Raw genomic sequence first — 26,574 nt, 5'->3', positions numbered from 1 at the left:
AAATAATTTAAAACAGCCCAGAAAATTAAGGGGGAAAATGAATTGCCAGAAGATATGTCAGGACGCATTACGGACGTTGACTTAAGTAACCAAATGCGCACATCATTCTTGGACTATGCCATGAGTGTTATCGTTGCGCGGGCCTTACCTGACGTGCGTGATGGTTTGAAACCCGTCCATCGCCGGATTTTATACGGGATGAACGAGTTGGGGGTTACCCCCGAAAAACCATATAAGAAATCGGCCAGAATCGTTGGGGACGTAATGGGAAAGTACCATCCCCACGGTGATTCAGCGATTTACGAATCCATGGTTCGGATGGCACAAGACTTTAGTTACCGCTACATGTTGGTTGATGGGCACGGTAACTTTGGTTCGGTCGACGGCGACGGTGCCGCAGCGATGCGGTATACCGAAGCTCGGATGAGTAAGATTACTTTGGAAATGTTGCGGGATATCAACAAGAATACCGTTGATTTCCAAGAAAACTACGATGGTACCGAACGCGAACCGTCCGTTTTACCGTCCCGTTTCCCAAACCTCTTGGTTAACGGAGCGACCGGGATCGCGGTGGGGATGACTACTAACATTCCGCCGCACAACCTTTCTGAGGTAATCGCTGCGATCCATATTTTGATGAACAACGAAGATGCTACGACGGCCGACCTTATGGAAGCTTTACCGGGACCTGATTTCCCAACTGGCGGAATTGTCATGGGTAAATCCGGAATTCGCAAAGCTTACGAAACTGGTCGCGGGACGATCATTTTGCGCGCAAAAGTGGACATTGAAACTGAAAAGAACGGCCGCGAACGGATTGTAGCTACGGAATTGCCATACATGGTGAACAAGGCGAAGTTGATTGAACGAATCGCTGAGTTAGCTCGTGATAAGCGGATCGAAGGAATTACGGATGTTAACGACGAGTCTGACCGGGACGGTTTGCGAGTGGTTATCGATGTCCGGCGCGACGTCAGCGCTTCAGTAGTGTTGAACAATCTTTACAAGATGACCTTGATGCAAACGACCTTCGGATTCAACATGTTAGCCATCGTTAACGGTGCGCCAAAGGTATTGAGCCTCAAGCAAATCTTGCAATACTACTTGCAACACCAAGAAGAAGTGGTTCGTCGGCGGACTGAATTCGACTTGAAGAAGGCCGAAGCGCGGGCACACATTTTAGAAGGTTTACGAATTGCGTTGGATCACATCGACGAAATCATCGCCATTATCCGCGGATCCCAAACGGCTGAAGTGGCTAAAGACCAGTTGATGAACAACTACTCGCTTTCCAGTAAACAAGCACAAGCCATCCTGGACATGCGGTTGGTGCGCTTGACCGGATTGGAACGGGAAAAGGTTGAAGACGAGTATCGGAAAGTTATGGCAGCCATTGCCGACTACCGTGATATCTTGGCTCATACCGAACGGATCCACGAAATCATCTATAACGAATTGCTTGAAATTCAAGAAAAATTCGGGGATGAACGGCGCACGGAACTGATGGTCGGTGAAGTCCTCAGCCTTGAAGACGAAGACTTGATCGAAGAAGAAGACGTCATGGTTACTTTAACCCATAACGGCTACATCAAGCGGATGCCAACTTCCGAATTTAAGACCCAAAATCGGGGTGGTCGGGGAATTCAAGGAATGGGCGTTCACGAAGACGACTTCATCGAACACCTGGTTTCTACCTCGACTCACGACGTGTTACTCTTCTTTACGAATGCCGGAAAAGTTTACCGGATGAAGGGTTACGAAATTCCTGAATATAGCCGTACCGCAAAGGGAATTCCGGTAATTAACTTGTTGGGAATCGATAGTGGTGAAAGTATCCAAGCGGTAATCAACATCGGCCGCGGTAACGGAGATGAAGATAACGAACATCGTTACCTCTTCTTCACCACTTTACAAGGGGTGGCAAAACGGACACCGGTTGCGGAATTTATGAACATCCGCAGCAACGGACTTAAAGCCATTAACCTCAAGGACGGCGACGAAGTAATTAACGTGGTAATTACTGACGGACACCAAAATATCATTATCGGTACCCACAACGGTTACGCAATTAGCTTTAAGGAAGGCGAAGTGCGTTCAATGGGTCGCTCGGCAACCGGGGTTCGCGGAATTCGGTTGCGGGAGAATGACTACGTAGTTGGTTCTGCGGTGCTTGCTCCTGAAAGCAAGGTACTGGTCATTACCGAAAAGGGTTATGGTAAGCAAACGCCTGCCGAAGAATACCCAATTAAAGGCCGTGGCGGTAAGGGAATCAAGACTGCCAACATCACCGAAAAGAACGGACCGTTGGCTGGCTTGGTCACCGTGGAAGGTAACGAAGACGTTATGTTAATTACCGACCGCGGAGTGATGATCCGGTTTAACGTGGATAACGTTTCGACAACCGGTCGTTCTACCCTTGGAGTGCACGTTATTAAGACGGACGAAAATTCTAAGGTAGCTACGATGGCGATTGTTGAAGAGGAAAAGGACGACGAATCCGAAGACTCTGCCGACACTAGCGCCGCTACTAATGAAGCTCCAGCAGCTTCTGCAGAAACTCAATCTGAAGAATAAAAAATAAAAGTCTGATTTTCGAAGTACTTTATAAGTGTATATCGTTAATCAGGCTTTTTGTTATTGCGTCTAACTACGTTGAATGTTATAATCTTTATTTGTGAGTTGCCAGCGTTTTTTGGCAGACTCTCCTTGCTTTCTACAGTTGATAGAAGGCCATAAGTCCAAGAGGAGGTGTATATCAAATGGAAAAAAATTACGAAATCACATACATCATTGCTCCAAACCTTGACGATGCAGCTAAGACAGCTTTAGTTGAACGTTTCGACAAGATTTTGACTGACAATGGTGCTGAAATCGTTGATTCAAAAGACTGGTCAAAACGTCGTTTCGCATACGAAATTGGTGGTTTTAACGAAGGTATCTACCACGTAGTTAACATCAAAGCTAGCGATGACAAGGCGTTGAACGAATTCGACCGTCTTTCAAAGATTGCTGACGGAATTCTTCGTCACATGATCGTTGTACGTTAATAATAATCGTTAAAAATCAAGGAAGGAGTGGATATTATGATTAATCGTGCCGTACTAGTTGGACGTTTAACAAGAGATCCTGAACTACGATATACAAGTAGTGGCGCTGCCGTAGTTAGTTTTACCGTGGCGGTTAACCGTCAGTTTACTAACTCACAGGGTGAACGCGAAGCGGATTTCATCAACTGTGTAATGTGGCGGAAAGCGGCGGAAAACTTCGCCAACTTCACGCGCAAAGGCTCTCTAGTAGGTATCGACGGTCGGATCCAAACCCGTTCGTACGAAAACCAACAAGGACAACGAGTATACGTTACCGAAGTTGTTGCGGATAACTTCTCACTTCTTGAATCCCGTTCGGCTTCCGAACGCCGTCAAGAAAATGAAGGCTTCAACAACGGTCAATCTGCCCCTTCACAATCATCTGCTGGAAATCCTTTTGACAGTGGTCAAGCGAATAACAATGGTGCTGCATCGCAGCCTAACAATTCGAACCCGAACGATCCGTTTGCAAATGGCGGACAGTCAATTGATATTTCTGACGATGATTTACCGTTCTAAAATCAAATTATAGAGGAGGGCAATCACTAATGGCATATCAAAAACGTGGCGGCCGTCGTCGTCGTAAAGTCGACTACATTGCTGCAAACCACATTGAATACATCGATTACAAAGATACTGAATTGTTAAAACGATTCATCTCAGAACGCGGTAAGATTTTACCTCGTCGGGTTAGTGGAACAAGTGCTAAGAACCAACGCCGTTTGACAATCGCAATCAAGCGCGCACGGATCATGGGCTTGCTACCATTCGTTGCTGAAGACTAAGCTTCGGTAAAGTAATCAAAGTAAGCGAACATAGAGACTAGAAAAACGAATTAGTTTTTCTGGTCTCTTTTTCTTGTGGCTGAGCTAAGCGCAAACCGCTAAATATAGGGGATTTTTTGACGACGAACTTTCCAATCTAAACGGCTGTTTTATGTCAAGCCAAGTATGGTAAAATCAAAGATAGTTAGACACATTTTTTTAGGAGAAGTGTTATGAAATTAGTCGATCGTCTACCAGCGTTTATCCGTAATCCGCGAGTAGGAATCGTTGCTGTGGTAATTACGGTGCTTTCGTTGATTGGACTGGGATTAGCGTTTTATATTAATCCGGTTATTGGCGTGATAATGTTAGGCTTGGTTATCGTGACGGGGGTTTTCAGCGTACGGACGTTGAATTTAATTAGTGACGAAACCAGTAAATACATTGCGGAGCTATCTTTTCGGGTTGATCAAGCTGAAGAAGATGCAATGCTATCCATGCCGATCGGAATTTTAATCTATAGTGATCAAAAGCGGGTCGAGTGGGTCAATCCCAAGTTGCAACATTACTTTGGTGACCAAAAGGTACTTGGGCATTTGCTGACCGAAGTTGACGAAGACTTGGCGGAAGTCATTGACCGGCATCAAGACCAAGAAGGGCTTAACCGGGTCGAATGGAAGGACCGGACTTTTGACGTACTGGTGCAAAAAGATGAGCGGGTGGCGTACTTTGTGGACGTTACTAACTACGCACAAATGGAAAATCGTTTTGAAAATCGCCAGGTGGTAATTGGACAAATTTTCATCGATAATTATGATGAAATTACCCAAGCCATGACGGACTCGGATGTTTCCAACTTGAATAACTTCGTCACCAACCAGATTTCTAGTTGGGCGCAGTCGTTTGGAATTTACCTGCGGCGCGTGGATGACGACCACTTTTTTGTAATTATGTATAACGAAACCTTACAAAAGGTTGAAGAAGATAGTTTCAAACTGTTGGATACGATTCGAGAAGCCACTTCGAAACAAAATTCACCGGTTACCTTGAGTATCGGGATTGCTTACGGGGATGACAACCTTAATAAACTGGCTGACGTGTCACAAAGCAATCTGGACCTTGCTTTAGGGCGGGGCGGTGACCAAGTAGTGGTTAAGGCTGAAGATGAACCTGCGCGTTTCTACGGGGGAAAGACGAACCCGATGGAAAAACGAACCCGGGTACGGGCGCGGATGATTGGACAAGCCATCCAAGAATTAATGAATCAAGCCGACCAAGTCTTTGTTATGGGACATACTCGAACTGACCTTGATTCGTTAGGTTCGGCGCTGGGAATTCGGCGGATTGCCCAGATGAACAAAAAGGAAGCTTGGATTGTTCTTGATCAAGAAGGCGTCCATTCCGATGTGAAACGGTTGATTGATAAGTTAGATGAACACGAAGACATTCGGGATTCAATTATTGACGCCGACCAAGCCTTGGAACTGGCTAATAGTCAGAGTTTACTGGTGATGGTCGACCATTCGAAACCATCGATGACTACTTCAAAGGAACTATTCGAGAAGTTAAGCGACCGGACGATTATCATCGACCACCACCGTCGCGGTACCGAATTTCCGGAAAATCCCGTGCTGGTGTACATCGAACCTTACGCATCTTCAACGGGTGAGTTGATTACGGAAATGTTCGAATATCAATCACATGATGGCGATCCGATCCAGCCTATCGAAGCTACCGCAATTTTGGCCGGAATCGAAGTGGATACGAAGTCGTTTACCGAACGGACCGGAACCCGGACGTTTGACGCGGCAAGTTACCTACGCTCGGTAGGGGCCGATGAAGACTTGATTCGGTACTTGCTGAAGGAAAACGTGGAAAGCTATATGCAACGCAACCACCTGATCGACACGGTCCAATTTGTCGACGTGAAGTACGCGATTTGTGTTGGGGAAGAGGATCGGGAATACGATCCAGTTATTGCAGCCCAAGCGGCTGATTCCCTCTTAAACATCTCGGGTGTGGAGGCTTCGTTTGTCATTACCCGACGATCTGATGATGTCGTGGGAATTTCAGCGCGCAGTGCCGGTACGGAAAACGTCCAAATTATCATGGAAGAACTGGGCGGTGGCGGTCATTTAGCGATGGCAGCGACCCAAATGAAGGACGTTACGGTAGCCGACGCGAAGGATCAACTAATTGCACTTTTGCAAAAAGATGAAGAAGAGGAGTGATTCTGATGAAAGTTATTTTTATGGAAGACGTAAAGGGTAAGGGTAAACGCGGAGAGGTTAAAAACGTCCCCGACGGATACGCGCAAAACTTCTTAATCAAAAATGGTAAAGCGAAGGCGGCTACTAAAGCGGCTATGAGCGAATTAAAGGGGCAAAAAAAGGCTGAAGAAAAGCACGAAGCCGAAGTGTTAGCAGAAGCCCAAAAGTTAAAACAAGTTTTGGAAGCTGACGCAACGGTCGTGGAAATCAAGGCCAAGGCTGGTAAGGACGGCCGGTTATTCGGTTCGATTCCTAGCAAACAAATTGCCACGGCATTGGAACAACAGTTTGATATTAAGATTGATAAACGGAAAATTGAGTTGAACGAGCCAATTCGGAGCATGGGTTACACCAACGTACCCGTTAAGCTTCACCAACAAGTTACGGCTAAAATTCGGGTACACGTTTCTGAAAAATAGGTCGCCGAAAATAGCTTTCAACTCTAGATTTTGAGCATGGGAGAGTATCATGGATAACGGGATTTTAGAAAATCAAACGCCCCCTCAAAATATTGAGGCCGAAAAGGCGGTTTTGGGAGCTGTTTTTTTAAATTCAGATGCGTTGATCGACGCAATGGAATTCGTCACGGCGGACGACTTCTACAAACACGCCCATCAAGTCATTTTTAAGACGATGGTCGAGTTAAACGATGCTGACGAAGCAATTGATGCGTTAACGGTCAATAATGCCTTAGAAGAGCACCACCAGCTTGAAGATGCGGGTGGCATTACGTACATTGCCGAACTAGCAGGTTCCGTGCCCACGGCCGCTAACGTAGGCTACTACGCGAAAATTGTGCAAGAAAAGGCACTGTTGCGAAAATTGATTAAAACGGCGACCTCGATTGCCACCATGGGCTACACCCAGGAAAATGACGTTTCGGAAATTCTTGACGAAGCCGAGCGCGAAATCATGGACGTGGCTGAAAACCGCAACCAGACTGGGTTTAAGCCCATTACGGACGTGTTGACTTCCTCAATGGAAGAAATTGACCGTCTGTACCAAAATGATGATGAAATTACAGGATTGCCGACGGGCTTTAAGGAATTAGATAAAATTACGACGGGCTTGCACGCGGACGAATTAATTATTTTAGCTGCGCGTCCGGCGGTTGGTAAAACGGCCTTTGCGTTAAATATTGCGCAAAACGTGGGAACCAAAACGGATAAAGCTGTCGCAATTTTTAGTCTAGAAATGGGTGCAGAACAACTGGTTAACCGGATGTTGTGTGCCGAAGGAAGTATTGATGCAAATCATTTGAGAACCGGTCAGTTAAATGAAGAAGAGTGGCAGAATTTAGTGGTGGCAATGGGTTCGTTAGCAAAGACCAACATTTATATCGATGATACTCCCGGCATTAAGATGTCGGAAATTCGGGCGAAATGTCGGCGCTTGGCTAAAGAACAAGGAAACTTAGGGTTAGTAGTGGTTGATTACCTCCAGCTAATCGAAGGTTCCGGTGAAAACCGGCAACAAGAAGTTTCTGCAATTTCCCGTCAACTAAAGAAACTTGCTAAGGAGTTGGGAATTCCAGTTATTGCGCTTTCCCAGCTTTCTCGGGGAGTTGAACAACGCCAGGATAAACGGCCCGTCATGTCGGATATTCGTGAATCGGGATCGATTGAACAAGATGCCGATATTGTTGCCTTCCTATACCGGGATGACTACTACGAACGAGACGACGGGACTAATCAGCAGGATCAGGACCAAGACCCCCGCGACGAAGAAGACCAAAACGTGGGTCCGGTGGAAGTCATTATTGAAAAAAACCGGAGTGGTGCCCGGGGGACGGTCAACCTGCTGTTTATTAAGTCATACAATAAATTTTCTTCATTAGCATACATGCCCGAAGCCGGAGCGCACTAGGGCGATTAGGAGGAGACTTCTTTTCAAAGACTGGTTTCAGACCATTTCGCCTGAGTCAGTCTTTTACTTTATAAAAAAATTGGGAGGGAATTATGCGCGAATTAAAGTTAAAGTGGTTATTGTTAGGGGTTTTGATTGATAGTATTGCGATGAGCTCGGTGTGGCCCCTAACGACAATTTATATGAATCAAGAGCTTGGCCATTCCTTGGTGGCAGCCGGAGTAGTTTTGTTTTTGAATTCAGTAGCGAGTATTTTAGGATCATTTGTTGCCGGGAAACTGTACGACAAATACGATAGCTATTATTTAATTCTGGGTGGGATCGTGTTCACCTGGATTTCATTTTTCACGCTAATTTTCTTCAATGGTTGGCCCACATACCCAATTTTCCTCGTGTTAATCGGGTTTGGGACCGGCTGGATCGTTGCTTTGAATAATTCTATGGGAACCTCAATCAAGAGTAAGGACGGACGCTACGTCTTTAACATGCTATACTTCGTACAAAATTTGGGAGTAATGCTGGGAACGGCGATCGTGGGAATTCTTTTCAAACACAGCGTTGCGCCGCTTTTCACGATTGCGACGGTCATGTTTACCGTATTCTTCGTGGTGGCCTTCTTCACTTATCGAATCCCAAAGGAAGACCAATCGGTACAATCAGTGCAACAGTCTCAAGACATTCAATCCAAAATGCCTAAGGTTAACTTTACGATTATTATGTCGTTTTTCGTTAGTTTGGTAATTATGTGGATCTTTTACCAACAATGGAACAGTACCGTTTCAATTTACATGTTGAAACTGCACATTCCGCTTCGTTTATACAGTTTCCTTTGGACGGTTAACGGATTATTTATTTTGATTGTGCAAGGCCTCTTAAGTTCACGAGGCGGCCGTTTGTTAAAGGACCCGTATCACCAAGTTTATCTCGGAATCGCGTTCTTCATGGCCTCCTTTGGAATTTTGGCCGTGGCACACCAGTACTACCACTTCGTAATTGCGATGATCGTTTTGACCGTGGGTGAAGCAATCGCCTTCCCATCGATTCCAGCGATTGTTAATAGCCTTTCGCCATATGACCAAAAGGGTAAGTACCAAGGTTTGGCGAGTGCCTTTCCATCAGCTGGTCGGGCAATGGGACCGTTAGTCGGTAGTATGATTATTGAGTCGACTTCCTTTGTCTTCTTGTATAGTCTCGGGTTATTTACCATTTTAGTAGTGCTGGTAGTAATCGCGTTGATTATCGAAAGTACGAAGCGGAAGGCGACCTTGTACGATAATAATCAGGAATAAGACGAAATTTGGGCCGGCAGAAACCGGTTGGTAGCACTCACTTCCACGATGCAGGACGGAAGTGTTAGCAATAATTAGCTGCATAATAAAAATGGTAGTTTTCAGACAATTAATGCTGAAAGCTACCATTTTTTGTTATAAGGCTACGGAAGTAATAAATAAATTGACCAGATTAGGTATATGACTATTAAAACTACGTTGACCCCCACGGGAAAGTGGGCAAAGAGATCTTTTTGTATATTACAGTGGATACTGTTATTAGTAAAAAACAAAAGGTAAATTATGGTTAAGACGGAGTTGGCGTAATACAATATAGTTTTATTTTGTTTGATAAATTTCAGCATAATTGTTTTCCTTTATAAAAAGACAATCCCAAAGACGTTGTAACTCATTTCGATGGAGGGTTACTTACCCGATATTCTTTGACAATTCCTAGTCTCTACAGCTTGTCGGCAGTAATCTCTCAGCCACATTTGAAATACGACAATTATTCTCCCCAAGACAAGTAAATTGACCAGGTTAGATATATCGCTGCTAAAGATACGTTAGCCCATACGGGCAGGTGGGTGAATAGATATTTTTGTACGTTACAATGGATGATATCGTTTGCAAAAAACAGGAAGTAAATCAAACTTAAAAGAATGTCAGCATAGTAGAGCCTGGTTTTGTTGCGTTTGATAAGCTTTAGCATTGCATAGCCCCTCCATGAAGAATTTTATCCAGAATAGTTAATGCCATTGAATAATACGCCCGATAAAGTGAAATTGCAATAAGCAAATAAAAAAACGCCCCGCAACGGGCGTCTTACTTAAATCATATTATAAAAAGAACATTGCCAGCACCATTGTAATTAGCGCGGGTGCTCCCTGGATCCACAGAATACGTTTAGCTACGGTGAGGGCGCCGTAAGCAGCAATGATGAAAATGCCGGCTAGCAAGCCAATTGCCATTCCGCGAAGCAGGGTCCCTCCGGGGATGAAGATGATTAAGAATAAGGACAAGGCGACAAAGCCGTTGTAAAGTCCCTGATTGGCAAGCGCCGTCCGTAAATGAGGCCGTTCGACTTCGGCAAGCGGTAAGTTAAAACTCTTCGCAATCAGCCGGTCGCTGCCTAAAAGTTCCAGTCCCATGATGCCAACGTGTTCTAATCCGATTAAAATAATTAGTACAATGGTAAATGTATGCAAAATATTCAACTCCTTGGAACTATCTTATAACGAATGGCCGCAAACGCCAAACATTTATCGCAAATGAAGTTAAATTTAAGTTATTGAAGCTAAAATTGAAGTTAAATCCTAATTATTAAGCTAGAATTGAAGTTCAGTTTAAGAAATGAAGTACAAAATTACCCGCCTAATTGCGGTTTCGGGCATTTGGCTCTGGTGCAAAACGCGATTACCATATAAAATGGTAACTTAATAAGAAGGAAAACGAGGAAGCTATTTTGATCATTCTGGGAGTTTTGCTGATTGCGTGGGTAGGGGCGTTAGTTCGGACGGTGTTTGGCTTTGGGGAAGCCCTAGTATCAATGCCCTTGTTGGCGTTACTGGGATACGATTTGAAAACGAGTACGGCGTTGATTGGCGCGGTAGGATTATTGGTGGCGCTACCGGCAACGATTCGGGAGTGGCACCGGATTGATTTCCGGGCCGTTCGCCGGTTAGTGACCGGCTCTTTAATCGGGGTGCCCCTGGGAATTCTCCTTGTAAAAACGTTACCGGCAAGCGTGGTGCTACATGGCTTAGGACTATTTTTGATTGTTTATGGCGGCTACAGTTTGTGGCGGAGTCATTCAGGGCGCGTAGGGAAACCGCATTTGGTAGCAAAAGGCTACGATTATTTGGCAGGAATGGTTTCGGGAGCGCTGGGGAGCGCCTATAACAGTCACGGGGTGCCGGTGGCGGTCTATGGAATGTTGAAGCAATGGCCGGCCACTCATCTCCGAGCAATTCTCCAAGCACATTTCCTTTGCGTGGGTGTTTTAGTGGTGATTAGTCACGTTGCGGCTGGATTTTGGTCGCTTGAAGCGGTAAAAGTGCTCCTAATGGTAATCCCCGGGCTAGTTTTAACGGTTCCCTTAGGCAACTGGATTGTTGATCGAATGGCACCGGCTCGAGCAATTAAGTTTGTTTACGGGGCCTTAATTATTTTCGGGCTATTACTCATGTTGAAATAATTTTTACCGTTACAAATATTTCTAAATAATTGGTTAATATGTTTTATTTTTTACGGTATGTTACAAAATGGGCTAATTGCTTGAAAAAATTTAACGGGCTTGTTACCATAAGCGTATATTCAATGGAAGGGATGTTGATGGGATTGAAGATTACAGACTAATTTTCGAAGATTAAGAAATGACGATTTCTTTGTTTTTCGGAGTAGTCTGCGGTTTTTGATCCAGTCAGGGTGCCTATCCAAAATAAGTTATATTGGTATTTTGCACTTTTGTACTGCGCTAGGAACTGCACACCTAGTGCTTTTTTTGTGTCTTAAATCGTCGACTCCCGAAAAAAATGGGAGGCGAGCTAATTGGGAATTATTCAAATTAAAAATTTAAGTTATAGTTATGATCAACAAGTATCCCCGCTGTTTGAGAAGGTCAATTTAGAAATTGACGCCCGTTGGAAATTGGGCTTAATTGGCCGAAACGGCCGGGGAAAAACGACCTTATTAAAAATTCTACGGGGACAGGTGCCTTATCAAGGGCAGGTAAACACCGATTTGCAGTTCAATTATTTTCCAGCAAAGGTCCCCAATCCTCAAGCGCCTTTGGAAAAGGTGTTGATGGAAATCACGCAACGGGATTACTCTAATTTTTGGGAAGTCGAACGGGAAATGGACCGAATCGGCTTGCCCAACGAGCTTCTTGCGCGACCGTATGACGAACTGAGCCCCGGACAACGTACCAAAGCGCAATTAGCGGCGATGTTCGCGAATGCGGGGGCTTTCCAACTAATTGATGAGCCGACCAACCATTTGGACGATGAAGGCCGGCAACGGTTGGCGGATTATTTAAAGCGAAAACAGGGTTTTATCGTGGTTAGCCACGACCGCGATTTTTTAAATCAGGTAATCGACCACGTCATCGCAATTGACCGGGCTCAAATTACGAGCTTGCATGGCAATTACACGACTTGGGCAACCGAACGCCAACGCGAAGACGAGCGGGAGCGGCGAACCAAGGAAACCTTGCAGAAGGAAGTTAAACAATTATCCAAGGCCGCCCACCAGAAACAAAATTGGTCAATGGCGACCGAACGAGAAAAGGCGGGCGCGCCCGATAAGGGTTTTGTCGGGCATAAAGCTGCTAAAATCATGAAGCGGGCAACCACGATTCAAGCCCGCGCGGAAGCAAAAGTAGCGGATAAACAACGGTTATTGAAAAATATCGAGATCGAAGCTGAACTTCAATTGAACTACAATCCTCCCCGACTTCCGGTAAATGCGAGCCTTTTAACGGTTGACCAACTGGTGGTAAGTCGCGGAAAGGGACCGTTAAACCAACCGATCAGTTTCAACCTCAAGGCTGGCGAACGGATCGTGCTCCAGGGACCCAACGGTGTGGGAAAATCGACCTTAATTGCGGCAATTTTAGGAAATCCGGAGCTTCGAACGACCGGATCCGTTAATTTACGAAATGGGCTGAAGGTTTCCTACCTTCCCCAGGCGTTTGACGCACTAAGCGGGGATTTAGCAAGCTTCGCGCAAGCAAAGGGCGTAGAGTTGCAGGACTTGTTAGCCACCTTGCGAAAATTAGGGTTTGAACGAGAAATGTTCACCCAACGAATTGAACAGATGAGTATGGGGCAAAAACGGAAAGTGGCTTTGGCTCGTGCGCTTTGTGAACCCGCCCACCTCTATATTTGGGACGAACCCTTGAATTACTTAGACGTAATTACCCGGGAACAAATCCAACAGTTAATTCTACGAGTACGGCCGCCTATGCTGCTTATTGATCACGATCGGGAATTTGTTCGGCAGGTAAATACTAAACTTTTGGAAGTTAAAACGAGAGTTTAAAATTGACACCGTGTCAGAATGTGGTATTCTAACCATATTGACACGGTGTCATTTTTGATTAAGGAGGTGGCAAGGTTGCCCTCAGAGACGCTGGTGAAGTTAAAGCCAACTAAAAAAGCGGCGATTGAAACGGCCCTTTTGACGGAATTTTCGCGTTACCCAGTTGCCGAGGCGCAGGTCGCTCGGATTGTTAAGGATGCGGGCATTTCACGGGGAGCTTTTTACAATTATTTTGCTGATTTAATTGACGCTTACCGTTACATTTACCAAGTAGCCATGCACGACATTCACCAATCTTTGCACGTCCCGGCCGCCCGAGGTCCCGCTTTAGTGATCACGGTCCGTGATTTTGTGGAGAATGCGCATTCCAGTAAATACTACGAGTTATTGCAAATGCACTTTCGCCACAACGAAGCGTACGTGGCCCATTGGATTGCCCCGGTCCACCCCGGCGGTGAACGGCAATGGGCCCAACAAACCTTGGTACACGACACGCTGCGCGGAGCGATTGTGGAACCGGAGACTGCGGAAGCTCGTTTAGCACAACTAACTAAGATCCTAAAAATTCTGGAGGAATAGATATGTTTTTAGCTTTGAAGGAGATTAAACGCGAAAAGTTGCGGTATTCGCTAATTATCGGCATGATTGTCTTGATTAGCTACCTAATCTTTATTTTGACTAGTTTAGCCCTGGGGTTAGCCCACCAAAATACCGACGCCATCAACTCTTGGAAAATTAATTCGGTAGTTTTGAATCAGGATGCAAACGTTAACCTTAGCCAATCCTTAATTACGGATCAGCAGGTCAAGGACCAAAAACTAACCAAAAATGACGCCCTGATCGGCCAAATTTCGGTAGTGGCCAAGGAAGGCAAGCACGAAAAAATTTCGTCTTCCTTCGTGGGAATTCAAAATGACCAATTTATTGCCAAACAATTGAAATTAACCAGTGGCCACAAAATTAAACACGACCATGAAGTGGTGGTTGACGATAAGTTTGAGCAAAGCGGTTATAAAATCGGCGACAAATTGAAGTTAAACGACGCGGACCAAACCTTTAAAATTGTCGGGTTCACTCATAACGCGAAGTTAAACATTGCGCCGGTAATTTATGGAACGTTGGATGACTGGCGGGATTTGAAACGGGCAATGCCCCAAACCAAGGCCAGCGCAATCGTTTCAAAGACAAACGATTTAAAGGTGAAAAAGCCCCTGAAGACTTACACTAAAAAAGCCTTTATCCAAAAACTGCCGGGATATTCCGCACAAAACATGACCTTTGCTTTGATGATCGGCTTCCTGATGGCAATTTCATTAATTGTGATCGCAATCTTCTTGTACATTTTGACGATCCAGAAGCTACCTAACTATGCGGTACTTCGCGCCCAAGGAATTCCGAGTCGGGTAATTGCGTGGAGCACAATCGCGCAATCATTAGTACTGGTAGTTAGCGGAATTATTATCGGTACGTTGTTGACGATTGCCACGGCGGCCGTATTACCACCAGCGGTTCCAATGGCCTTTGACGTGCCAATGTTATCCGCAGTGGGCGTTGGATTAGTAATTACGGCGCTCTTAGGTGCGTTAGTTCCGATTCGTAGCGTCATCAAACTAGACCCGGTAAGTGTGATTGGAGGATAAAACCATGGCAGCAATTGAAATGAACGGCATTAACCAGATTTACGGGAAGGGGATTGCCGAAGTGCACGTGCTTCACGACATTGATTTCAAGGCGGAAGCGGGAACTCTAAGCTTAATTATTGGGCCAAGTGGTTCCGGAAAGAGTACTTTCTTGACGATTGCCGGCGGTTTGCGGACCCCGACGAGCGGTAAGGTCAAGGTCAACGGTCATGACTACCAGGATAGTTCCCGGAAGGCGTTGGAAAAATTACGGCTCAATGAAATTGGGTTTGTGTTGCAAAACTATCATTTGTTACCCTTCCTGACCGTTAAGGACCAATTCAAGTTAGTTGACAAGGTCAAAAAGGACCATAATTTATCGCAAGCAGAATTAAACGACTTGCTCACCCAACTGGGGGTCGAAGATTTGGTAGATAAATATCCTACTGAACTCTCGGGCGGACAACAACAACGGGTGGCAATTGCCCGGGCCTTGTATCCGGACCCGTCGATTATCCTAGCGGACGAACCAACGGCAGCTTTAGATAGTTCGCGGGTAAAGGAAGTCGGCAAGATGTTTGCCCGACTAGCGCACGAACATAATAAGGCGGTCGTGATTGTTACCCACGACATGCGCTTAAAGGACTACGCGGATCAAATGTTTAAGATTAACGACGGAGTTTTGAGTGCGGAAACCCTCTAATGGATTTGTTGGTACGCAGAAAAACTCGTTAATTCCCAAAAGGAGAGTGGGACAAAAGTCGGTTAGTTTGCGAGCATTAACTGAAAATTGCCCATCATGCCAAAATCAGGCATGATGGGCAATTTTTGGTTAAGCGGAACAAACTGACTTTTGGCTCTATTGAAGTCAAAAAACCAAAATAACTTTTTTATCCTTGAAAAGTATTTTTTAGTTTTTCCTAGCTTTTTTTCGCTGAACTTCACTTTAACTTCAATGAAGTTTAACGTAAAATGAATTGAAGTTAAATAAACCTCGGTATCGGGGCGTGCAACAGGGTTGTTGCTTGGCAAAACTGTGGGATATGGCAGAATGAAGCCAGAAGGAGTTGATCAAATGTCAATCGGACCGGCATTACAAAAGGTACGACAAAATCGTCACTTAACCCAAGCGGAGGTGGCGAGTCAGCTGTACGTGACGCGGCAAACCATTTCACGCTGGGAGCAGGGGAAGACGACCCCTAACATCTATGCGTTAAAGGACTTAGCGGAACTTTATGGCGTGTCGATTGACGAATTGACCAATACATCCCTTCTTAATCCAATTCAGGAAGAAGGAGATCCAATGAAGCAGGTTAATTGGATGGCATTATTTGGTATTTTTTGGTTTAACGTTTTGTTTACGGCGGGAGCGGTCGTCGCAGTCATCGGCATTTTAGTAGGGTTATGGGTTACTATGGTAGCCTTTATTGGGGCACCGCTGTTACTATTTGTGGAATGGCTAGCGGTAATGGCGTACCACCTTCCGTGGCCGGAAAGTTTGACGTGGTATGATGTGCCGCTATCGTTAATTTTTTGCGGAATCGGCATTTCAATGTGGCCGATGGCAAAGAACACGACATTTTACTTAGCCAACTTTTTTAAAAAATACGTGCGGTACAATCTCAAAGCAATTTATCGCTAGGCAACTTAGATCGGCAATGGTGCATTTCAGAAGTGCAATTTGATGGACTTTGAAATGTAGTTAAGCCGGTCTTTTTGTTTGCCATGATAACCCCACCAGCAGGTTCCAACCTATCACAATAGGTATATACCAGTCTGAAAAACAACTTTTTTAACGCACGTTTGCGGTAAAACTAAGCAAAAATATCTAATTATTTCTTTGTAAGGGTTTACATTTATCAAAAACATTTCTATACTTAGTCTGTTGGTTGAGTTGGATTTTTGGGTAGGTTACCGTAGTTAGGAGGAACCGTAGATGAATAATTTTATGAACTGGGTGCAGTCCAGTTTGATGCCACCGCTGGCGAAGGCGGGAAATAATAAGTACTTAGTTTCGATCCGGAACGGTCTGGTATTGACCTTACCGGCCGTAATTAGCGGATCGATTTTCTTGATTATCGCGAATATCCCGATTCCGGCATGGACGAACTTTATGAAGCCGTACATGGGGGCGATGGGGGTCGCGGTTAACGGCTCGTTTGGGATTATTTCCCTGTTAGCCACGATTGGAATTGGTTACGAGTTGGCAAAGGCGCTCGATTTAGATGCAATCAACGGCGCGGGTTTGTCGACCATGGCCTTCATCGTCACTTCGTTTAATAGCAAACTGACGCTGGATACTGATAATTTTGCTTCTTCTGGTTTGTTTACTGCAATTGTTTGTTCATTTATTTCAGTTTCAATTTTACGTTTATTCGTGAAGAAGGATTGGATTATCAAGTTGCCTAAGGGCGTTCCCGCGGCGGTTAGTCAGTCGTTTGCTTCCTTAACTCCCGCATTTTTGATTTTGCTATTTTTCTGGGGATTGCGAGTTCCGCTTCACTTTGATATTAATCACTTTATTCAAAGTATTTTCCACCCGTTGCTGTTTGCGATGAACAGTTTGCCGGGAATCATGTTCTACACCCTTTTGGTTAGCATTTTGTGGGTTGCCGGAATTCACGGGGACATGACGCTTCAAGGAATTTCGGACCCGATTTTCTTACAATTTTTGGCGGCTAACGGGGTTGCGTACGCGCACCACCAAACCATCCCATACATAACCTCTCTCGGATTTTCGAGTCTGTTCGTTAACGTGGGGGGGAACCGGAGCAACCATCATGTTGGTCTTCTGGATGCTGTCTTCCAAGAGTAAGGCCTACCGGGAGTTAGGGAAGGTAGCCTTCCCAAGTGCCTTATTTGAAATTAACGAGCCGGTAATCTTTGGTTTTCCGGTGGTTATGAACCCGATTACCTTAATTCCGTTTATCGTGGTTCCGCAAGTGTTGACGATTACGACGTACTTGTTAATGGCCGTGCACCTAATTCGGCCAGCCGTAATGATGGTGCCGTGGACGATGCCACCGATTATCGGTCCGCTGATGGCCACCGGTTGGGATTGGCGTGCTGGAGTATGGTCGGCAATTGAACTAGTGATTGCGGGCGTACTCTATTACCCATTCTTCAAAGTTGCTGAAAAACAAATGGTGCAACAAGAACTTAAAGAGGGATAATAATGGTTAAGATGTTAATTAAATATGGTGCAGCGGGCGCGTTCCTAATTATGGCGAGCGCAATCATTTTAACAAAGCTGCCCTTAAGTAGTTTGACCGTCGACCGGGCCATGTTGGCGATTGGTTTGCTGATTTTTCTGGGGCTCGGCGTTGCGCTGAAAAAACACGCTTAAGCTAAAGTAGAGGGATTGAAAATGGATAAATTGGAACGGTTAACGAAAACAGATTTGAATGATTTCTATCAGCTATACTTGTACGCATTTACCAATCCGGATAGCGCGGAACGGCGGGCGTTTTTCGACCATCGTTACCAGCATTCGGAAAAGTACGGGATTAAGTACGATGGTCGATTGGGAAGCGGAATGTTAAGCATCCCCTTCCAGGTCAACTTTCATGGCGTGAAGTATAAGATGAACGGGATCGGCGACGTCATGAGTTATCCTGAATATGGCGGCCACGGAGCGATTACTAAACTAATGCACCAGGCTTTTCAAGATATGCTCGCGGATAAGGTTGCGTTGTCTTATCTGGCGCCATTCTCGTATAAATTTTACCGTCGGTTTGGTTACGAAGAGGTGTTTGACCAGACGATCTATCGGGTGAAAAATACCGATTTGCCGCGTATTCGGGTGGATTCGCAAGCAGGTTCGATGGAACGTTTGTCGCTCAAGGATGCGATTCCGTACATTAAAGAACTCTACAATAATAACCCGGATAGCCACAATGCTGGATTGGTGCGGGCGGACTGGTGGTGGGACTACCTCGTCCTTAAGCATCCGCATTGGCAAGTGGGCGTCTACTTTGACGACCTTCATTCCGCGGCTGGGTACGTGATTTACGAAGGGATCGACACCACTTTTTACATTCAAGAAATCATGTACACCAATTGGGAAAGCTACCAATACTTGGCGCGGTTCATTTGCCAGCACGAATCGATGTACTTCAACTTTGAGTACGTAAGTGGCGATCCGGTCGGTCGTCCGGATATTTTGCAAGAACCCGATACGCTCAACGTGGAAATTAAACCGTACATGATGGCCCGAATTATTAATTTGGCGACCTTCGTCCAAGATTATCCATTTTTAGGTAAGGTTAAAAGTATCCGGCTGGCGGTTACCGACCAAATGATTCCGGAAAATAACGGGATTTGGCGGTTAATGGTTAACAGTAACGGGACGAGTTTTGAAAAGATTAGTGATAACGAAACCAACATGGCGGACATTCGCCTTTCAATTCAAGAATTGACCAAGGCGTTTCTCGGTTACCGTTCTTTGGGACATTTAAACCGGGTCGGCGCGATTCGCGGATCGTACGCGGCCATTACAGGTTTAGATAACGTTTTGCGCGAAGAATCACCGATGCTGTGGGACTACTTTTAAAATGAAAAGCCCCGCGTGAGTTCCAAGGATTAACAAAATTAGATGGTTAATCGTGAACGAAACGATTGAGCAAGGGAACCGGCACCGAATTTAAAAATAAGCCGTTAATTTAAGCAGACTGCTCAAGAATTTTAGTTTCTTGGGGAGTCTTTTTTGTTAGAAACGAGACCAGGCCACGGATGAATTTTTACACGAAAAGCCCGGGAGCGATCAGGAGGAAGACGGTGCTTGCGGTAAACTAAGCGGCCATTAAAAAAGCTTTAGAAAATAATGCACATTGCTTACCTTTTAGAAGCAAATACGCTTATACTATACGTGAACTAAGTTGTTACATTTTTTGGTTAAAAGGAGGGTTTATTATCATGGCTTTGAAAATTGGGATTATGGTTGGTAGTTTACGAAAGGGCTCCTTTAACCGACTGGTAGCCCAAACCTTTGAAAAGTTACTTCCGCGCGAAGTAGAACCAGTTTGGATTGAAGTTGGCGATTTACCGTTGTATAACGAGGATTTGGATACCGATAATCCGCCGCTGGCCTGGCAAAATTTACGGCAGGCGGTGCAAAGTGTTGACGGAGTGATGTTCTTTACTCCCGAATACAACCGTTCGGTTCCCGCGGCGCTGAAGAATGCGATTGACGTAGGATCCCGGCCCATGGGACAAAACGTTTGGGATGGCAAACCAGCCCTCGTGGTAACCGTGTCACCTGGTGGAATTGGCGGATTTGGCGCAAACCACCACTTGCGGCAATCGTTGACCTTCGTTAACATGCCGGTATTGCAACAACCAGAAGCCTACATCGGCAACATTACGCAACACATGGACGGCGACCAAATTGATGAAGCAACCCAAAAGTTCTTCAAACAAATTGTGGGTGCGTACCTAACCTTTTTACAAAGGTTTACTAATTAATCGGTAACCAACGCTTTAAATCGAGTATAAAATCGCAATGCTTTTCGAGAATTTTGCATTCTGGAGAAGCATTTTTATTTTGTGCGTTTTTATGAATGATGAAGTTTCGCGAGTGGCTCAAGCGAGACGGAAGTTAAACAAATTAAATGAGTGGGATACATATTGAAATGGGTGTACTATTTCGCAAAAATAAAACATCGCGTAGCGATGTTTAGAAAGTTTCTACTATTATATAGGGATTTAAATGGAAAGTTTTCCGTGGCTTTCTTGTAGTAAGCCATCAAAGAAATGTTGGAGCGAGATTTGGCCGTTAGGAACGTCTTCGTGGCGCATCTTCTGAATTTCAATGTAGACGTTTTGGTATTCAAAAAGGGCGTTAGCGTATTCTAGTAAAATTTCGTTTTCGGAGTACTCGTTGCACATGCCGGCTAAGTTGGTAATCCCCACTCGTAGTGCTCGTCGAATTCGTTGGTAAACGATTTTCTTTTCGTGTTCGTCAAGACCCAGGTCGCGCTGAAAGTCGATGCTCGAAAAGGAAATGTTTTGGTCGACCATGATCCGAATGATTTTCAAGATTTCCTTGTTGCCGGTTTCGGAGGCGATCCCTAAGAAGCGCAGAATCGCGTTAACCCGGTCCATTTGCAAACGGTGCTCGGATTGGGGCCGGTTAAAAGGCGTTACCACTTGCGACGTAATGTTGTAAATCTCGGAAAGTTTACTAATCTGTTGGCAATAGGAGGCCACTAATCGAGTCACGTGTTTAAATTCGACGGGGCTGACCGGATGTTCTAGGAAGAAGTCAATTCCAGCGTGGTAGGCGGCTTCCTTAGTGGCGACATCCTCGGCGGAACTAATCATAATGTAGTGCGGTTTGATTTGAACTTGTTCAAGCCGTTTGATTAGTTGAATCCCGACTTCCGGATCGTTACTACTAATAATCATGATATCGACGCGTAATTGCAACAAGTCGTCGTAGGCTTGGGTAGGGGAAACTCCGATCCCCACGAGGTTATTGTTGAAATCAGCTTCGATAAGATCCCGAATCGTAGTGGTGTGACGGGAATCGTTTTCAAATAAATAAAAGTTCATGGCTAAATGGCCTCCTAGTATTGAAAAATCGTGATGTTTCGTGAAGCAATACGAAACTAAACGTTTTATACAATGTTTATACATTAAGACTATATAATAATGGATTTTTTTTCAAACCAAACGATCATTTTATCCAAATTATACACTTTGCAACCGAAATTTATACACGGAAAATGTGCCCTATGTCAAGTAAGTACGCGAATTAAAACGATTTCATGGAATTTAAGGTTAAATCTTAAAGCGTCGTGAAACCGCTTACTATCATTATAAGTGTAATAAAGATATTTAGTCACCTTAAGGAGGATGTTTTCAATGGCATTTAATTTACGTAATCGGAGTTTCTTAACTCTTGCAGATTTCAATACTCGCGAAATGGAATACATGCTTAATTTAGCAGAAGATCTTAAAAAGGCAAAGTACGCAGGTACTGAAGGTAAGCGGCTTGCTGGCAAGAACATTGCTTTAATCTTTGAAAAGAGTTCAACTCGTACACGTTGTGCTTTCGAAGTTGGAGCAAAGGATGAGGGAGCTCACGTAACATACCTTGGCCCTTCTGGATCACACATTGGTTACAAGGAATCAGTTAAAGATACTGCTCGCGTATTAGGTGGTATGTTTGATGGAATCGAATATCGTGGATTCTCACAACGTTCAGCAGAAACTTTAGCAGAATACTCAGGTGTTCCAGTTTGGAATGGTTTGACTGATGAAGACCACCCAACTCAAGTACTTGCAGATTTCTTAACTGCCAAAGAAGTACTTAAGAAGGAATACAAGGACATTAAATTTGCCTTTGTTGGTGACGGACAAGATAACGTATCAAACGCTTTGATGCTTGGTGCTGCTGTTATGGGTATGGAATACCACGTAGTAACCCCTAAAGAACTTGAACCTACTAAAGAAGTTCTCGACCAAGCAAACGAAATTGCTGCTAAGACTGGTGCTAAGATCGTGGTTACAAACGACATCAAGAGTGGTGTTAAAGGCATGGACGTAATCTACACTGACGTTTGGGTATCCATGGGTGAACCAGACGAAATGTGGCAAAAACGCATCGACTTGTTGAAACCATACCAAGTTAACAAAGCGGTTATGGACGCAACTGAAAATCCAAACGCAATCTTCGAACACTGCTTGCCTGCATTCCACAATACAGACACTGAAGTTGGTAAGAAGATTCAAGAAAAATTCGGTCTTTCTGAAATGGAAGTTACTGACGAAGTCTTTGAAAGCGACCACTCGGTAGTATTCCAAGAAGCTGAAAACCGCATGCACACCATCAAAGCAATTATGGTTGCTACATTAGGTGACTAGGAGGTTATCGTAATGACAAAAATGGTAGTTGCCCTCGGTGGCAATGCGCTCGGGAAAAGTCCTGAAGAGCAATTGAAGCTGGTAAAGAACACCGCTTCATCATTAATTGGGCTGATGAATGGCGATAACCAAGTTGTCATTAGTCACGGAAATGGCCCACAAGTTGGTCAGATTAACCTAGGAATGAACTACGCAGCCGAACACGGCAAAACCGCAGCCTTCCCATTCCCTGAATGCGGGGCAATGAGTCAGGGTTACATTGGTTACCACTTACAACAAAGTTTGCAAAATGAAATTCACCATCGGGGGATGCAAAAAAACGTGGTAACTGCAATCACCCAAATTGCCGTAGACAAAGACGACCCGGCTTTTGAAAAGCCAACTAAGCCGGTCGGCGATTTCTACAGCAAGGAACAAGCTGACCAAATTGCTAGCGAAAAGGGTTATACTTTTGTGGAAGATGCTGGGCGCGGCTACCGTCAAGTAGTTGCTTCACCACTTCCAAAGAAGATTATCGAATTAAATAGCATCAAAACGTTGATCGAAAGCGGCGACCTAGTGATCGCTGGTGGCGGTGGCGGGGTTCCCGTTATCGAAACTGACGAAGGCTTAAAAGGGGTTCCGGCCGTAATTGACAAGGACCGTTCAAGCGCCCTTTTGGCTGACAACATTGATGCTGACCAATTAATCATCTTGACGGCGGTAGACTACGTTTACGTAAACTACAACCAACCGGATGAAAAGGCCTTAACATCGTTGAGCGTGGCTGAAGCTCAACAATATATGGATGACAACCAATTTGCCGCTGGAAGCATGTTGCCAAAGATTCAAGCATGCTTGTCCTTTGTAAAGGGCCATCCAGAACGCAAAGCCATCATCACTTCGCTAAGCGGATTGAACGATGCTTTAGCAGGCAAACTCGGCACGGTTATTCACGAATAAAAGCGCGTTTAACTTGTTAAATACAGATTTTACAGATAAGGAGTGAATCAACATGACACAAGCAATTCATGTAACCTCAGAAATTGGTAAACTCAAAACGGTTATGTTGCATCGTCCGGGGCGTGAAATTGAAAACATCACGCCGGACTATATGGAACGGCTGTTATTTGATGACATTCCATATTTACCAATTGCTCAAGAAGAACATGATTTCTTTGCAAAGACTTTGCGCGACCAAGGAATTGAAGTACTTTACTTCTCTAAATTGGCTGCCGAAGCTTTGGCTGATGAAGGTGTTCGTCACGAATTTCTCGAACGCATGATTGCAGAATCCGGCTATGTAGCTGGTGCAACTCACGACGGATTGATGGAATACTTGTCAGCAATGGATCCCCAAACCATGGTGGACCGCATTATTGAAGGTGTTCGGGCATCCGACATCAACATTGCGCAACCAGATTTGCAATCGGTTTCAGAAAATACAGAATGGCCATTCTTGATGGATCCAATGCCAAATGCTTACTTTACTCGTGACCCACAAGCATCGATTGGCGAAGGAATTTCCATTAACAAGATGACCTTCACTGCTCGGAAACGTGAATCATTGATTACTGAATACATCATCAAGTACCACCCACGCTTTGCTGGCAAAGTTGAAGTATGGCGTGATCGGAACCATGAAACTCACATTGAAGGTGGGGACGAATTGGTACTTAGTGATCACGTATTAGCAATTGGAGTTTCCCAACGGACGACGGCGGACGCCATTGAAGACATCACTCGTCAACTCTTTAAGGACTCTAACTACGATACCGTGATTGCCATTGGTATTCCACACAATCACGCAATGATGCACTTGGATACCGTATTCACCATGATCAACCATGACCAATTTACAGTACATCCAGCAATCCTTGATGGTGACGGCCATGTTGACAACTGGGTATTGCATCCAGATCAAAACGGCGGCATTACGATGGAACATCATACCGACATTAAAGAAGTTTTGAAGAAAGCTTTGAATAAGTCTGAAATTGATTTAATTCCAACTGGAAATGGTGATCCAATCGTTGCTCCTCGTGAACAATGGAACGATGGTTCTAACACATTGGCAATTGCTCCAGGTGAGGTTGTAACTTACGACCGGAATTATGTATCAAATGATTTGCTACGCAAACATGGCATCTTAGTTCATGAAGTTCGTTCAAGTGAATTATCACGCGGTCGTGGCGGCCCACGGTGCATGTCCTGCCCAATTGTTCGTGAAGATGTAAAGTAAAATTTAGACGCTAAATGGCAGAAGTGAACTGTGGTATGAATAGCAAAGCAGTTTGCTTTTGCCTTTTTGATTACTAAATCCAGGAATGGAGTGAATAATATGGAGAATAAAAACGGAATTGGCCGCCTGGGCCTGACCGCGCTGATCGTTAGTTCATGTATTGGAACCGGGATCTTCGGGATTACCAATACGGTTGCGGCAGCGGCGGCTCCCGGACCCGCCTTACTATCGTGGGTTTTTGTCGGTATCGGCTTTTTGCTACTGGTATTGTCGTTAAATAATTTATCTGAAAAGCGTCCGGACCTCGAAGCCGGAATCTTCAGTTACGCGGGTGCTGGATTTGGTCCGCTAGGAGAATTCATCTCCGGCTGGGCCTACTGGTTATCAGCTTGGCTCGGAAACGTGGCCTTCGCGACCATGTTAATGAGTGCGATCGGAACGTTCATTCCGACCTTTAAAGGCGGACAAAATATGCCGTCGATCATTTTAGCAATTATCTTTTGTTGGGCACTGACCCTCCTAGTTAACCGCGGAGTGGAAAGTGCGTCGTTCGTGAACACCATCGGGACCTTCTTCAAGGTCATCCCGTTGTTCTTGTTCATCATTATTACGATTATCTTCTTTAAAGGACACATGTTTACCACCGACTTCTGGGGAAACGTAGCCAACAACTTCTCCAAGGGTACGGTAACTGGTTCAGTTTTCGACCAGCTTAAAGGAACCCTTTCAACCTTGATTTGGGTATTTATCGGGGTTGAAGGTGCGTCCGTTATGGGCCACCGGGCTAAAACCCGTAGTCAAGCGCAACAAGCAACCATCATTGGATTTATCATGTTGCTAGCAATTTACGTAATGATTTCAATCATCCCTTACGGAACCTTGACCCGGGCCCAACTAGCTTCAGCTAGCCAACCGGCGTTAGGAAACGACCTCGAATTAATCGTCGGTCATTGGGGAGCGATGATCATCAACGTTGGTTTGATTATTTCGACCGTGATTTCGTGGTTATCCTGGACCATGTTGCCAGCAGAAACCACCATGTTAATCGCTAAAGATAAGGTAATGCCTTCGCTTTGGGGCCGGTTGAACGAGAAAAACGCGCCAACCGCTTCCCTTTACATTACCGCGATCTTACAAACGATCTTCTTGTTCTCCTTACTGTTTACTTCGGAAGCTTACAACTTTGCTTACTCGTTAGCTTCGGCTGCAATCCTCTTCTCGTACCTCTTTGTAGGTTTGTACCAAATGAAGTACAGTCACAAACACCAAGAATGGGGACAATTCACGATTGGTTTGCTTTCCGCACTCTTCATGCTTGCCTGCATGTTCCTGTCCGGATGGCAACAAATGCTATTAGTCTCAATTAGTTTCATCCCCGGCTTCATCATTTACTACCAAGCCGTTCGCGAAGACCATCGCGACCTTGGCGGCAAAGAAAAAGCGGTGATGGGATCAATCCTCCTTTTGAGTGTAGTAGCTATTTATCTTGTGGCTAACGGAACCATCGTAGTTGCGTAAAAAACAACATACTAAGAACTAAAAAATAATTTATTTTACAGTCAATTCAACGAAT

Annotated in this window: 25 protein-coding genes; 23 read left to right on the top strand and 2 right to left on the bottom strand. The window is 44.9% G+C overall.

The window, feature by feature from the left end:
- Nucleotides 1-54 precede the first annotated feature (54 nt).
- The 8 genes from gyrA to I6H64_RS08865 all read left to right on the top strand — a co-directional run bounded on the left by gyrA (nt 55) and on the right by I6H64_RS08865 (nt 9,275).
- Entirely contained in the window at nt 55-2,574 is a 2,520-nt protein-coding gene (gyrA, locus tag I6H64_RS08900; protein ID WP_008841972.1) for a DNA gyrase subunit A, read from the top strand.
- Between the two features lie 185 nt (nt 2,575-2,759).
- Nucleotides 2,760-3,047, top strand: a complete 288-nt coding sequence (gene rpsF / locus I6H64_RS08895; protein WP_002829317.1) for a 30S ribosomal protein S6 — start codon at nt 2,760-2,762, stop codon at nt 3,045-3,047.
- Nucleotides 3,048-3,083: 36 nt separating this feature from the next.
- The gene (gene ssb, locus I6H64_RS08890) at nt 3,084-3,605 is read left to right on the top strand and encodes a single-stranded DNA-binding protein (protein WP_002829316.1); all 522 of its coding nucleotides are present in this window, start codon (nt 3,084-3,086) and stop codon (nt 3,603-3,605) included.
- A gap of 29 nt (nt 3,606-3,634) precedes the next feature.
- Nucleotides 3,635-3,871, top strand: coding sequence for a 30S ribosomal protein S18 (gene rpsR / locus I6H64_RS08885; protein ID WP_002829315.1), 237 nt, complete (start codon nt 3,635-3,637; stop codon nt 3,869-3,871).
- Nucleotides 3,872-4,083: 212 nt separating this feature from the next.
- Entirely contained in the window at nt 4,084-6,081 is a 1,998-nt protein-coding gene (locus tag I6H64_RS08880; RefSeq protein WP_002829314.1) for a DHH family phosphoesterase, read from the top strand.
- 5 nt (nt 6,082-6,086) lie between these two features.
- Nucleotides 6,087-6,539 carry a 50S ribosomal protein L9 gene (rplI, locus tag I6H64_RS08875; protein ID WP_002830768.1) on the top strand — a complete coding sequence of 151 codons (453 nt, stop codon included), beginning with the start codon at nt 6,087-6,089 and terminating at the stop codon, nt 6,537-6,539.
- Between the two features lie 49 nt (nt 6,540-6,588).
- On the top strand, nt 6,589-7,986 hold the full coding sequence (gene dnaB / locus I6H64_RS08870) for a replicative DNA helicase (protein ID WP_008841973.1): 1,398 nt from the start codon (nt 6,589-6,591) through the stop codon (nt 7,984-7,986).
- Nucleotides 7,987-8,078: 92 nt separating this feature from the next.
- Complete coding sequence (locus tag I6H64_RS08865) at nt 8,079-9,275, top strand: MDR family MFS transporter (RefSeq protein WP_056985113.1); 1,197 nt, start codon at nt 8,079-8,081, stop codon at nt 9,273-9,275.
- Nucleotides 9,276-10,093: 818 nt separating this feature from the next.
- On the opposite strand, the gene I6H64_RS08860 is transcribed toward I6H64_RS08865, so the two are convergent.
- Nucleotides 10,094-10,462, bottom strand: coding sequence for a DUF1304 domain-containing protein (locus I6H64_RS08860; protein ID WP_002829310.1), 369 nt, complete (start codon nt 10,460-10,462; stop codon nt 10,094-10,096).
- 257 nt (nt 10,463-10,719) lie between these two features.
- Between I6H64_RS08860 and I6H64_RS08855 the strand changes: the two genes are divergently transcribed.
- From I6H64_RS08855 to I6H64_RS08810, 11 genes are all read left to right on the top strand, one after another.
- The gene (locus I6H64_RS08855) at nt 10,720-11,451 is read left to right on the top strand and encodes a sulfite exporter TauE/SafE family protein (RefSeq protein ID WP_008841978.1); all 732 of its coding nucleotides are present in this window, start codon (nt 10,720-10,722) and stop codon (nt 11,449-11,451) included.
- A 353-nt stretch (nt 11,452-11,804) separates the two neighbouring features.
- Entirely contained in the window at nt 11,805-13,295 is a 1,491-nt protein-coding gene (gene abc-f / locus I6H64_RS08850) for a ribosomal protection-like ABC-F family protein (protein WP_008841980.1), read from the top strand.
- Nucleotides 13,296-13,388: 93 nt separating this feature from the next.
- Nucleotides 13,389-13,874 (top strand): TetR/AcrR family transcriptional regulator, encoded by a 486-nt coding sequence (locus I6H64_RS08845; RefSeq protein ID WP_232623503.1) that lies wholly within the window; start codon nt 13,389-13,391, stop codon nt 13,872-13,874.
- A gap of 2 nt (nt 13,875-13,876) precedes the next feature.
- Complete coding sequence (locus I6H64_RS08840; RefSeq protein WP_002829306.1) at nt 13,877-14,935, top strand: ABC transporter permease; 1,059 nt, start codon at nt 13,877-13,879, stop codon at nt 14,933-14,935.
- A 4-nt stretch (nt 14,936-14,939) separates the two neighbouring features.
- Nucleotides 14,940-15,617, top strand: a complete 678-nt coding sequence (locus I6H64_RS08835) for an ABC transporter ATP-binding protein (protein ID WP_002829305.1) — start codon at nt 14,940-14,942, stop codon at nt 15,615-15,617.
- A gap of 348 nt (nt 15,618-15,965) precedes the next feature.
- Complete coding sequence (locus I6H64_RS08830; RefSeq protein ID WP_008841983.1) at nt 15,966-16,556, top strand: helix-turn-helix domain-containing protein; 591 nt, start codon at nt 15,966-15,968, stop codon at nt 16,554-16,556.
- A 294-nt stretch (nt 16,557-16,850) separates the two neighbouring features.
- Nucleotides 16,851-17,729 carry a PTS sugar transporter subunit IIC gene (locus tag I6H64_RS08825; RefSeq protein ID WP_008841984.1) on the top strand — a complete coding sequence of 293 codons (879 nt, stop codon included), beginning with the start codon at nt 16,851-16,853 and terminating at the stop codon, nt 17,727-17,729.
- The gene (locus I6H64_RS10205) at nt 17,710-18,087 is read left to right on the top strand and encodes a PTS transporter subunit EIIC (RefSeq protein WP_232623502.1); all 378 of its coding nucleotides are present in this window, start codon (nt 17,710-17,712) and stop codon (nt 18,085-18,087) included. The genes I6H64_RS08825 and I6H64_RS10205 overlap by 20 nt, the downstream gene beginning before the upstream one ends.
- A gap of 2 nt (nt 18,088-18,089) precedes the next feature.
- On the top strand, nt 18,090-18,260 hold the full coding sequence (locus I6H64_RS08820) for a hypothetical protein (RefSeq protein WP_164486762.1): 171 nt from the start codon (nt 18,090-18,092) through the stop codon (nt 18,258-18,260).
- A 21-nt stretch (nt 18,261-18,281) separates the two neighbouring features.
- Nucleotides 18,282-19,466, top strand: a complete 1,185-nt coding sequence (locus I6H64_RS08815; protein WP_008841987.1) for a GNAT family N-acetyltransferase — start codon at nt 18,282-18,284, stop codon at nt 19,464-19,466.
- A 362-nt stretch (nt 19,467-19,828) separates the two neighbouring features.
- Nucleotides 19,829-20,377, top strand: coding sequence for an NADPH-dependent FMN reductase (locus tag I6H64_RS08810; protein ID WP_056985110.1), 549 nt, complete (start codon nt 19,829-19,831; stop codon nt 20,375-20,377).
- A 240-nt stretch (nt 20,378-20,617) separates the two neighbouring features.
- Here the strand turns inward: I6H64_RS08810 and I6H64_RS08805 are convergent, their stop codons facing one another.
- Entirely contained in the window at nt 20,618-21,466 is an 849-nt protein-coding gene (locus tag I6H64_RS08805; RefSeq protein WP_008841989.1) for a DNA-binding domain-containing protein, read from the bottom strand.
- Nucleotides 21,467-21,778: 312 nt separating this feature from the next.
- Here I6H64_RS08805 and argF point away from each other — a divergent pair, with 312 nt between their 5' ends.
- From argF to I6H64_RS08785, 4 genes are all read left to right on the top strand, one after another.
- Nucleotides 21,779-22,780 carry an ornithine carbamoyltransferase gene (gene argF, locus I6H64_RS08800; RefSeq protein ID WP_005918696.1) on the top strand — a complete coding sequence of 334 codons (1,002 nt, stop codon included), beginning with the start codon at nt 21,779-21,781 and terminating at the stop codon, nt 22,778-22,780.
- Between the two features lie 12 nt (nt 22,781-22,792).
- Nucleotides 22,793-23,722: a carbamate kinase gene (gene arcC / locus I6H64_RS08795; RefSeq protein ID WP_008841991.1), complete on the top strand. Its 930-nt coding sequence runs from the start codon at nt 22,793-22,795 to the stop codon at nt 23,720-23,722.
- Between the two features lie 52 nt (nt 23,723-23,774).
- Complete coding sequence (gene arcA, locus I6H64_RS08790; RefSeq protein ID WP_008841992.1) at nt 23,775-25,001, top strand: arginine deiminase; 1,227 nt, start codon at nt 23,775-23,777, stop codon at nt 24,999-25,001.
- A 99-nt stretch (nt 25,002-25,100) separates the two neighbouring features.
- The gene (locus I6H64_RS08785) at nt 25,101-26,519 is read left to right on the top strand and encodes a basic amino acid/polyamine antiporter (RefSeq protein ID WP_056985108.1); all 1,419 of its coding nucleotides are present in this window, start codon (nt 25,101-25,103) and stop codon (nt 26,517-26,519) included.
- The last annotated feature ends 55 nt before the right edge of the window (nt 26,520-26,574 follow it).

The sequence above is a fragment of the Pediococcus acidilactici genome (genome assembly GCF_016127815.1).
Lineage (GTDB): Bacteria > Bacillota > Bacilli > Lactobacillales > Lactobacillaceae > Pediococcus > Pediococcus acidilactici.
Note: the sequence above shows the minus strand (reverse complement) of the source record. Positions and strands in the feature narration are given on the sequence as shown.

Bases quoted from the DNA above. Each gene is read 5' to 3' on its own strand.
- rpsR (WP_002829315.1), top strand. From the start codon at position 3,635: ATGGCATATCAAAAACGTGGCGGCCGTCGTCGTCGTAAAGTCGACTAC.
- I6H64_RS08810 (WP_056985110.1), top strand. From the start codon at position 19,829: ATGGCTTTGAAAATTGGGATTATGGTTGGTAGTTTACGAAAGGGCTCC.
- I6H64_RS08880 (WP_002829314.1), top strand. From the start codon at position 4,084: ATGAAATTAGTCGATCGTCTACCAGCGTTTATCCGTAATCCGCGAGTA.
- I6H64_RS08805 (WP_008841989.1), bottom strand. From the start codon at position 21,466: ATGAACTTTTATTTATTTGAAAACGATTCCCGTCACACCACTACGATT.
- dnaB (WP_008841973.1), top strand. From the start codon at position 6,589: ATGGATAACGGGATTTTAGAAAATCAAACGCCCCCTCAAAATATTGAG.
- argF (WP_005918696.1), top strand. From the start codon at position 21,779: ATGGCATTTAATTTACGTAATCGGAGTTTCTTAACTCTTGCAGATTTC.
- gyrA (WP_008841972.1), top strand. From the start codon at position 55: ATGTCAGGACGCATTACGGACGTTGACTTAAGTAACCAAATGCGCACA.
- rplI (WP_002830768.1), top strand. From the start codon at position 6,087: ATGAAAGTTATTTTTATGGAAGACGTAAAGGGTAAGGGTAAACGCGGA.
- I6H64_RS08840 (WP_002829306.1), top strand. From the start codon at position 13,877: ATGTTTTTAGCTTTGAAGGAGATTAAACGCGAAAAGTTGCGGTATTCG.
- I6H64_RS08825 (WP_008841984.1), top strand. From the start codon at position 16,851: ATGAATAATTTTATGAACTGGGTGCAGTCCAGTTTGATGCCACCGCTG.
- I6H64_RS08785 (WP_056985108.1), top strand. From the start codon at position 25,101: ATGGAGAATAAAAACGGAATTGGCCGCCTGGGCCTGACCGCGCTGATC.
- I6H64_RS08835 (WP_002829305.1), top strand. From the start codon at position 14,940: ATGGCAGCAATTGAAATGAACGGCATTAACCAGATTTACGGGAAGGGG.
- arcA (WP_008841992.1), top strand. From the start codon at position 23,775: ATGACACAAGCAATTCATGTAACCTCAGAAATTGGTAAACTCAAAACG.
- arcC (WP_008841991.1), top strand. From the start codon at position 22,793: ATGACAAAAATGGTAGTTGCCCTCGGTGGCAATGCGCTCGGGAAAAGT.
- I6H64_RS08865 (WP_056985113.1), top strand. From the start codon at position 8,079: ATGCGCGAATTAAAGTTAAAGTGGTTATTGTTAGGGGTTTTGATTGAT.
- I6H64_RS08830 (WP_008841983.1), top strand. From the start codon at position 15,966: ATGAAGCCAGAAGGAGTTGATCAAATGTCAATCGGACCGGCATTACAA.
- ssb (WP_002829316.1), top strand. From the start codon at position 3,084: ATGATTAATCGTGCCGTACTAGTTGGACGTTTAACAAGAGATCCTGAA.
- I6H64_RS08815 (WP_008841987.1), top strand. From the start codon at position 18,282: ATGGATAAATTGGAACGGTTAACGAAAACAGATTTGAATGATTTCTAT.
- I6H64_RS10205 (WP_232623502.1), top strand. From the start codon at position 17,710: ATGCTGTCTTCCAAGAGTAAGGCCTACCGGGAGTTAGGGAAGGTAGCC.
- I6H64_RS08820 (WP_164486762.1), top strand. From the start codon at position 18,090: ATGGTTAAGATGTTAATTAAATATGGTGCAGCGGGCGCGTTCCTAATT.
- rpsF (WP_002829317.1), top strand. From the start codon at position 2,760: ATGGAAAAAAATTACGAAATCACATACATCATTGCTCCAAACCTTGAC.